We start from the raw sequence: 9,066 nt of genomic DNA, 5'->3' as shown, positions 1-9,066 counted from the left end.
CGTCAGGGCTCCGCCATGACTCCCTCCTCCGCCTTGCGATGCACGGCACCAGACCCCGCTCCCTGATCCAGCCTGATCCAAACGAAAGGCCCTAGGGGCAGTGTCCGAGCAGGCACCTCCCACGTGCCTACTTCCGCATCGCCGCCCGGATGTGTTCCGCCACCGGAGCAAGCTGCGCCTCCAGGTAGAAGTGCCCGCCGGGAAGAACATGGAGGTCACAGGAGCCGGATGTCTCCTCCGCCCAGGCGCGCATGCTCTCGACAGGGACACGAGGATCACTGTCACCGGCGAGAGCGATCACCGGGCAACTGAGCACCGGCCCGGGTCGATACTCGTACCTGCCCATCATCGCGTAGTCGGCCCTCAGTGCGTACAGGACGAGATCCAGCAGCTCCGGATGGTCGAGCAACTCGCTCTCCGTGCCCCCGAGCAACCGCACCTCCTCGAGCATCGCCTCGTCGCCGGCATCGTGGAGTCCGGGGATACCGGCCGGCCGGCCCAGTGACGGCCCTCGCCCCGCCGACACGAAGAGCACAGCGGGAGGCGTGCCCTCCTTGACGAGGCGGCGCGCAACCTCAAATGCCAACAGGGTGCCCATGCTGTGCCCGAACAGTCCGATGGGGCCACCATCGGCGAGGGTCGGCGCAAGCGTGTCCAGCGTCGCTTCGACGATCTCGTCCAGATCCTGCGCACACGGCTCGCCGAGGCGGTCCTGCCGCCCCGGATACTGCACGGCCCATACCTCCACATGCCCCTTCAGAGCGGTGGACAGAGGCCGATAGGTACTCGCCGACCCGCCGGCATGCGGAAAGCACAGCAAGCGCGCCGGAGCATCCGGTCCTGGATGGAAACGCCGGACCCACTTGCTCACGCCGTACCCCCACCGGAGACAGAATTTCGACCGATCAGGCCGGCAAAGACATCGCGTGCCGTCGAAGCCGACGCATGGATGGTCCGCCGTCATTTCTACCACCCGGGACTCGGTCCGCACACTCCCTTCCACCAGGCCCCACGACAGCCCGTGGACAGCTCCGGCCTGCCGGTCGCATGGTGCCGGCGTTGCGGGTGTGACCTCCAACGGCCCTTCCGAATTCGCCGGTTGCCGAACGGGGGTGTTTCGGGGTAAGCGGTGGGAGCTGCTCGCGTTCGGTGGGCAGGGCAACGCCGTGGGAGAGGGTGACCGATGTCGAACTATCCGCCGCTGTGCGCGGCCGGCCGAGGGCGGAGCTGGTATCGCGGGGACTGCCACGTCCATTCCGTGCACTCCGACGGCGAGCTCACGCCGGAGCAGTTGGCAGCCGGTGCACGGGCAGCGGGGCTCGACTTCATCGCGACCACGGAACACAACACGGCCGACGCCCACGGCGCCTGGGCCTCCCACGCCGGGGGTGACCTTCTGGTGGTGCTCGGTGAGGAGGTGACGACCGAGGCGGGGCACTGGCTCGCTCTGGGGATCGGACCCGGGCAGGTGATCGGCTGGGAGTACGGGGCACGGGACGGGCTGGTCGACCGGCATCTCGCCCAGGTGCACGGAGTCGGCGGATTGTGTGTGGCAGCGCACCCGCACGCCCCGTACCCGTCGGGCGATTTCAGCTACCCGTACCAGGGCTTCGACGTGGTCGAGGTGTGGAACGGGCTGTGGACGTCGGACCGTCCTTGGAACGCCGACAACGAGGCGGCACTGGCCGAATGGGGCAGCGCGCTGGCCGTGGACGCACCCATGGGGCGGTGGCGGCCGGCGATGGGCAACAGCGACACCCATCTGGAGGGGCAGATCGGGATCCCGCACACCGTGGTGCTCGCCGAGGAGTTGAGCACCCGGGCGGTTCTGGACGGCATCCGCGCGGGGCGGAGCTGGATCGCCGAGTCGGCGGCCGTCGAGGTGTCGCTCACTGCCACCGCGGGCGGACACCTCGCGGGGGTGGGCGGACACCTCGAGACCTTCGGGGCGAGGGCCGCCGTGCGGGCGCGCATATGCGGCGCCCCTTCGGCGACCGTCAGCTTCCACACCGACCTGGGCACAGTCCACCGCACTTCGCTGCCCGGCCACGGCGCCGGCACAGCCGAGTGGCTCACCACCGCGAGGGACTCCGCCTTCGTCCGTATCGAAGTACGGCACCCGGACCGGAACATGGCGGCGCTCACCAATCCGATCATCCTGACCTGAACCTGTTGCCGCGCCTGCCGCGGTCGACGGAGTACCGTCTCCGCCCCCCGAGGGCCAAGTGATGTGTACCCGCGCCGATCGCCCGTACATCCGCCTCGGAGGCCCGGGAGGGGGCACGGCAAGACCTTCAAGTCCATGTGGGGCACGGGACGTTCAAGGACGCCATCGACTGACGAGTACTCAGAGGTGTTGACCGGAAACACCATCGACCCTATCGTTCTTCGATAACATCGATATTCGATACAAGGGGTGGTCGCTGATGCCTGCGGAGATACAGAACACCGAGGAGTCCGAACTGCTGGACACAGCAGCGCCGGTGAGCGACGGCGCCGAGGCCCGGCTGCTGCAACCGGTGGCCACCGTGGTCCGGGGCACCTACCGGTTGCTTCTCGCGAGTCTGGTCGTCGGCGCCGTCGGACCTCTGGCCGGCACCAAGCTGCACCTGATGTGGGGCGGTCCGCACGTATGCGCCGAGTCCCGATCGCAATACAGCACGGACGGGTTCACCAGCATGTTCGGGCCCCGTGCGGGGGTCGGAACCATGGTCCGCCCGTCGTACTGCACCGACCACGCAGACACTGCCCAGAGGATGTACGACTTCCTCGGCAGCTTCCCCTCGTGGCTGCTCCTCCTGGGCATCCTCTTCCTGCTCAACCGCTTGATACGGGGCGCCTCACGCCGGGGCGTCTTCACCGCTTGGACGGCACAGCACCTGCGGGTCGCCGGCTGGTGGCTGCTGGTCGGCTGTCTGGTCGCGGCGGTCGTGGAATCCGGCGCGCACGCGGCGCTGCTGGCAGCCCTGGCCCAGGACCAGACCTTCGACGCCGACAGCTGGATGGGAGACTGGCAGCCGCCGTACGCGCTCGTCCTCACGGCTCTGGGCCTCCTCACGTTCGCCCGCATCATGCGCGCCGGGGTGTCCATGCGGAAGGATCTGGAAGGAACGGTGTGATGACGTCGGACGACAACGACAGCCACGCGATCGAGGTCCATCTCGACCGCATGCTCAGCGAGCGCGGCATGACCCTGGCGGAGCTTGCCTCCCGGGCCGGCGTGACGAACGTGAACCTCTCCGTCCTGAAGAACGGCCGGGCCCGTGCGATCCGCTTCACCACACTGACCCGCGTCTGCGAGGTCCTCGGCTGCCAGCCCGGCGACCTGCTGACCTACCGGAGCCCCTGAGACGGGGGGCGAGCGCCCGCCGACAGCCCTTCCGGACAGCCCGCGCCCGCGCTGACGGTCACGCCGTCGACGGAGTACGGGCGTCACGGTGGCTCCCGATCGCGCTCGCACGGCGGCGAGCCGTACGCTCCGCCGGCCGGGCGCGACGATGACGTACCGGCCGCGGGAACCGCATCGCTCGATACTCTCTGCGGTGTGATCAACTCAGTTGTGAAGACGGACGACACCGAGGTCGCGATCGCCGCGGCGCGTGCCGGCGCGGACGTGGTGCGCGCCATGTACGGCCGGCTGCTCACCCGTATCGACAAGGGAGCCGGTGACTTCGCCACCGCGGCGGATGTGGAGGCCGAGCGGATGATCCTGGACGTCATACGTGCTGCTCGGCCCGATGACGCGGTGCTCGGAGAGGAGGGCGGACAGCAGGGCGCCGTCGACGCTGCTGTGCGCCAGTGGCTGGTGGATCCCCTGTGCGGCACGCTGAACTACGCCGTCGGCAACATGTTGGTGGCCGTCAACGTGGCGCTGCGCGGCGGGGCGGCGGCGGTGGTCGACCCGTTCAGCGGCGAGACCTTCTGCACGGACGGCGAAACGGCCTGGCTGCGGCACGAGGGGGGCGACGTGCGACTGGCGCCCACGCCCGCCACCCGGCTGGTCGACGTCAACCTGGATCCGCCGTTCCCGAGCGCGCCCGGGTTCCGGGCCGTGGACCTGCTGGCCGATCCCGAGTTCGTCGAGCGGTTCCGACCGCGGGTCGTGTCCACGACGCTGGCGTTGACCTGGGTCGCCGCGGGCAGGCGTGCCGCGTACGTCACTGATGGTGACGACCTGTCCGGGAGTGTGCATTTCGCCGCCGGTATCGCGCTCTGCCTGGCCGCCGGCTGCGTGGTCACCGGCATCGACGGCGCTCCGATCGGGCAGGGAGGCCACGGCCTGGTGGCAGCCGCGGACGCCGAGACCCACGAGCTGCTGATGTCGGTGGTCCGCAGCCGGAGATGACCTCCCTGTGAGCGCAGGATCAGGTGGAGGCATGTGGGGCGGCTCCGGCCACTGCGCGGGAGGAGTGGCCGGCTGACCTGGGTCGGGGCCCTCTCCTACAGCCTCTTGTCCGGATCCTGCCGGCCTCGCGTACCTCGGCCGCCGGTGCGGGCGAAGACGACGAGGGCTGTGGCGCACGCCGCCGCCGACGCCAGCAGTGCCCGGTCCGCGCCGTAGGTGATGACGGCTCCCATGACCGCGACGCCGAGCGTGGCGCCTGCCTGACGCACGGCGTTGAGCAGACCACCGACCGATCCCGCCGTCCCTTCCGGCGCTGCGCCGACGACGGCCGCGACCAGTGCCGGGAGTGCGTACGAGACGCCGAGCCCGGTCATCAGCAGACCCGCGGCGATGAACGGATACCCGCCCGCGGCATGAACCGCCGCCGCCAGCACCACCCCGCCGGCCGCCAGCAGCGCCAGGCCGCCCAGTACGGGGCGGCGCGGTCCGACACGGGCCACCATCCGCCCGGTGAACGGTGGATTGACCGCAAAGGGCAGAGTGAGCGGCAGGAACGCCAGACCGGTTTCCAACGGACCGAAGCCGTAACGCTGTTGGAGTACCAGCGGAAGTACGAAGAGGCCCCCGGTCAGTGCGAAGTTCACCGCCGCTCCGGCCAGCAGCCCGGCACGTACCCGGTCCTCCCGGAGGAGCGCCCGGTTCAGGACCGGGACCGGGCTGCGCCGTTCCAGTGCCACGAAGACGATCACCGAGAGCGCTGCGGCCGCCGAGGAGCACAGGGTGTGGATCCATCCGCGGGCGCCGGCGGCCACCACCGCGTCGGTGAACAGCGCCAACACCACGGCTGCTGCCAGTTGGGAGAGCCAACTGATGCGGCTCTCACCGCGCGGACAGACCATCGTCCGTCCTGCCGTCAGCGCCAGTACCGCCAGGCCGATGGGCACGTTGACAAGAAAGATCGACCGCCATCCGGCCGCGTCGACAAGCGCACCGCCCGCGATCGGCCCGGCTGCGACCGCCGCACCGCTGATCGCCGCCCACACCGAGAGGGCTCGGGCGCGCTCCGCAGGCTGTGGGTAGAGCCGGGCGATCACCGCCAGCGAGGCCGGAACACAGGCCGCGGCGGCCATTCCCAGGACCACCCGCAGCGCGACCAGGCTCTTCAGGTCCGGCGCGGCCGCACTGAGCAGGGAGACCAGCGTGAAGACCGTGATTCCGGAGCGGAGGACACGGTGGGCGCCGTACCGGTCGGCAACCGCTCCTGCGGACAGCAGCAGTGCGGCGAACGCCACGGTGTATCCGGTGGTGGCCCACTGGAGCCCGGCGACCGAGGTGTGCAGGGATGATGCGAGGTCGGGTTCCGCAACCGACAGGACCGTCATGTCCAGCAGGACCATGAAGTAGCCCAGCGAGATGCCGATCAGGCAGCGGGTGCGGGCCGGAATCCGACGTGGCGCCGTGGAAATCGGCGTGCGGGCAAGGGACATGGCTGAGACAGCTCTCCGACGGAAGGGGACGGTGACGCGCCCCACTGTGTGGTGCGACGGACTGCTGCTCCACCGCTGCTTCCGCACGCCGCGTGCGGAATTTCCGCATGCTCCGGGGAGTTGCCGCCGTGCGTGGAGCTACGCCAACTCAGGACCTTCGAGGCAGTCGTGCGGCACCGGACGGTGACGGACGCCGCCGGGGCACTCGACCTCGCACCGTCGTCGGTGTCGCAGCAGATCAGGACCCTCGAAAAGTCGCTCGGCGTCACACTGTTCACGCGGCGCCCCGACGGAATGGAGCCCACGGCAGCTGGCCGGCGGCTGCTCGGATGGGCCCGACGCCTCCTCGACCAGGCCGAGCGCGCCGAGCGCGACGTACGCGGGGGCAGGCAGGTGTTGCGGCTGGGCGCACTCGAATCACTCGCCGGCTTCTACGTGCCCCGTGTTCTGGCCCGTCTCGCCGAGCGGCGGCCCGAGTTCGACGTCGAGATCCACTCCGACCGCGCGCGCGACGGACTCCTGGCCGACGTGATCGCGGGTCGTCTCGAAGCGGCTCTGCTGCTGGACGTGGGCGACGTGATCGGCGGCCTCGGCTTCCCGGCCCCCGCCGGACCACTGGCCTTCGTCGATCTCGATCCGGTGCCGCTCGCGCTGGTCGCCGCCCCGCAGCACCCTCTCGCCGGCCGGACCGGCCTGTCGCCGAAGGACCTCGCGCACGAACGACTCCTGGTCAACGTCGAGGCGTGCTCGTTCCGGATGGCGGCGCAACGGATCCTCGGCCCAGGCCCCGAGCGGATCAGGGCCGGTGGTGTTCCGGTGATGCGCGCATGGGCCGAGCACGGACTCGGGATCTCGCTGCTGCCCCGGTTCGCGGTGGCCGACAGCCTCCGCTCCGGAACGCTGGTCCGACTGGACCTGCGGGTTCCCGATCTCAGCCTCCGGCTGGTCTGGCGCGAGGACCACGAGTCCCTGCCGGGGATGCGCGAGATCCTGTACGCCGCGGCTCACCCGAACTGACGGGCAGCGAAAGGAAAATGGGGTCCGAGGGAGACGGAGGACAGGCGGCTGGGGGCGCGGGAGGCGGTCATTCGACGGTCACCACGACGGAGTGCCGGCCACTGGCACCGTCCGGGGCGGTGGTGCGCTTCTCGGTCTGGACCTCGCCGGTCCGGTCGGTTGCACGCACGGTCAGGGTGTGGCCGCCGGCGGTCGCCTTCCACGGGAACGACCACTGCCGCCAGGTGTCGACGGTGCTCGCTTCGGCGAGCTGCGCCCGTTGCCAGGGGCCGTCGTCGACGCGTACCTCGACCTTGTCGATCCCACGGTGCTGGGCCCAGGCCACCCCGGCGACCATGACCGTTCCGGCTCGGGGCCGCGCGAAGGGTTTGGGGGTGTCGATACGGGACTGGGTCTTGATCGGCGCCCTGCGGGCCCATGAGCGCTTCACCCAGTACGGGTCGTACTCGTCGAAGGTCGTGAGTTCGATGTCCTCGATCCACTTGCAGGCCGAGACATATCCGTAGAGGCCCGGAACGACCATGCGTACGGGGAAGCCGTGGGCGAGGGGCAGCGGTTCTCCGTTCATGCCTACGGCGAGCATCGCGTCCCGGCCGTCCATGACATCGTCGACCGGTGTCCCGAGAGTCATCCCGTCCACGGACCGGGCGATCAGCTGGTCGGCAGGCCCTCCCCTGGACGGCGGCCTCACACCCGCTTCCTTGAGCAGGTCGGCCAGTCGCACCCCGATCCAGCGCGCATGGCCGACGTAGGGGCCGCGATCCCCGGTACCCGGAGGTGCGCACCGGCGGGGATCGGCTGTGCGGGAGATCCGGGGGCGGGCAGGCGGACCGCGGAGCGCGATGCGGCAGCCTCCCGGCCGCGCCGGCTGTTCAGGCCGCGTCCCAGCGCTCCTGCGCCGGTGGATGCGGCTGCGGCCGCGGTCGCGGCGAGCAGGAACCCGCGCCGGTCCCACCCGACCGGGTCGGTGGAAGCCTGCCGTACCGCCAGTCTGCCGGTCAGCGCGTAGAGGAGGAGAGCTCCGGCAACGGCCCCCACGAGCGAGGGCAGTGCGTCGGCCGGGCCGGTGGAGTCCGGGCGGTTCACGGCCGCTGCCGCACCGATCACACCGAAGGCGAGCACGGCTGCGGAACCCGGGCGCCGGTGGCGCAGGGCGATCACGCCGACGGCGAGGGCGAAGAGCCCGAGCACGACGACGATGCCCAGTTGCAGGACGAGTTTGTCATGCATACCGAAATTTCGGATCGCCCAGTCCTTCACGCCCACCGGGGTGCGGTCGATCGCCGCGCCACCGACTGCGGTCACCGGGCCCGCCTCGGGCCTGACGGCCGCCGACGCGAGCTCGGCCACCGTGAGCGCGGCTAAGCCCGCCAGCAGACCTCCGAGCGCGGCAAGCGCGTAGCGGGTCGGAGTTGCTCGGGAGATCGTCACACCCGTCATTCGGAGCCGGTCGCCGGCCGGATTGGCCCGTCGCCCGATCGATGGGCCCTCGGTCGCCGCCCCTGTCCGGTTCGGACGAGTGGTGCGCGGTCGGCGACTTGACCGAGTCCGCGCGCGGCGGCGTCCGCACGTGTCGAGGTGGACCGGGCGGCAGGGAGCAATCCGTACGCGGTGCTGCTCCGAGTCCCTGGCAGAGCGCGCCGCACCGAATCCGGGGGCGGGCGTGGGAACAGGGAGAGACGACCGTGGAACGTCGACGGGTGACCGGGGTGAGCGGCGACACGGCGGGGCCGACCGTCGTCCATGCGTGCGCAGCGGGTCGGCGGTACCGGACCTTCCACCGGATGTGGGAGTTCATTCCCGCCCGGCCCGAAGGCCGGGATTCCCTGCGAAGATCAGGGGCGGCCTCGTGCGGGCACTGGGCGCGTTCGGCAGGGCTGAGGGGCGCCGGTGGCGGGGCCGACCGGCGCGACGCACATCGCCCGCTGGAGGTGTCCGCCGCCCCGGATGCGCCCTTGGCGGCGGTACTGCTGCTGCACGGCGGGCGCGCCGACGGGCTCGGGCCGCCGTCCTGGCTCAATCTGCCCGGGCTCCGCATGCGCCCCTTCGGCTCAGCCGTCGAGCTCGGGAGCGGTACGGATCGGCCCCCGGAGACCCGCCGTGAGGAGACTCCCCCTGCGGGGGGCGCGACGCGGGGGGCGGCCCCAGGCGGGTTCTCCTAGAACCCAGTGGATTATAAACAACATACGCGGGCGACGAAAGTAGGAGGTTTATTAA

At 70.7% G+C, this 9,066-nt stretch carries 7 protein-coding genes and 1 pseudogene; 5 read left to right on the top strand and 3 right to left on the bottom strand.

Features of this window, described 5'->3' with window-relative positions; translation table 11 throughout:
- Positions 1-127: 127 nt before the first annotated feature.
- A complete protein-coding gene (locus tag ACFVXE_RS38090; protein WP_389678298.1) occupies positions 128-871 on the bottom strand; it encodes a thioesterase II family protein in 744 nt (247 codons plus the stop codon).
- A 312-nt stretch (positions 872-1,183) separates the two neighbouring features.
- Here ACFVXE_RS38090 and ACFVXE_RS38085 point away from each other — a divergent pair, with 312 nt between their 5' ends.
- The 4 genes from ACFVXE_RS38085 to ACFVXE_RS38070 all read left to right on the top strand — a co-directional run bounded on the left by ACFVXE_RS38085 (position 1,184) and on the right by ACFVXE_RS38070 (position 4,345).
- On the top strand, positions 1,184-2,167 hold the full coding sequence (locus ACFVXE_RS38085) for a CehA/McbA family metallohydrolase (protein ID WP_389678296.1): 984 nt from the start codon (positions 1,184-1,186) through the stop codon (positions 2,165-2,167).
- A gap of 259 nt (positions 2,168-2,426) precedes the next feature.
- Positions 2,427-3,119, top strand: a complete 693-nt coding sequence (locus ACFVXE_RS38080) for a hypothetical protein (protein ID WP_389678294.1) — start codon at positions 2,427-2,429, stop codon at positions 3,117-3,119.
- Complete coding sequence (locus ACFVXE_RS38075; RefSeq protein WP_389678292.1) at positions 3,119-3,349, top strand: helix-turn-helix domain-containing protein; 231 nt, start codon at positions 3,119-3,121, stop codon at positions 3,347-3,349. Before ACFVXE_RS38080 ends, ACFVXE_RS38075 begins: the two co-directional genes overlap by 1 nt.
- Before the next feature lie 195 nt (positions 3,350-3,544).
- The gene (locus tag ACFVXE_RS38070; RefSeq protein WP_389678290.1) at positions 3,545-4,345 is read left to right on the top strand and encodes an inositol monophosphatase family protein; all 801 of its coding nucleotides are present in this window, start codon (positions 3,545-3,547) and stop codon (positions 4,343-4,345) included.
- A 95-nt stretch (positions 4,346-4,440) separates the two neighbouring features.
- On the opposite strand, the gene ACFVXE_RS38065 is transcribed toward ACFVXE_RS38070, so the two are convergent.
- A complete protein-coding gene (locus tag ACFVXE_RS38065) occupies positions 4,441-5,832 on the bottom strand; it encodes an MFS transporter (RefSeq protein ID WP_389678288.1) in 1,392 nt (463 codons plus the stop codon).
- Between the two features lie 132 nt (positions 5,833-5,964).
- Here ACFVXE_RS38065 and ACFVXE_RS38060 point away from each other — a divergent pair, with 132 nt between their 5' ends.
- The gene (locus ACFVXE_RS38060) at positions 5,965-6,849 is read left to right on the top strand and encodes a LysR family transcriptional regulator (protein WP_389678286.1); all 885 of its coding nucleotides are present in this window, start codon (positions 5,965-5,967) and stop codon (positions 6,847-6,849) included.
- Positions 6,850-6,916: 67 nt separating this feature from the next.
- Here ACFVXE_RS38060 and ACFVXE_RS38055 read toward each other — a convergent pair.
- Positions 6,917-8,289 (bottom strand): annotated as a pseudogene (locus tag ACFVXE_RS38055) (molybdopterin-dependent oxidoreductase).
- Between the last annotated feature and the right edge of the window lie 777 nt (positions 8,290-9,066).

The organism is Streptomyces sp. NPDC058231, assembly GCF_042882275.1.
Lineage (GTDB): Bacteria > Actinomycetota > Actinomycetes > Streptomycetales > Streptomycetaceae > Streptomyces.
This window is presented reverse-complemented; position numbering and strand designations above follow the sequence as displayed.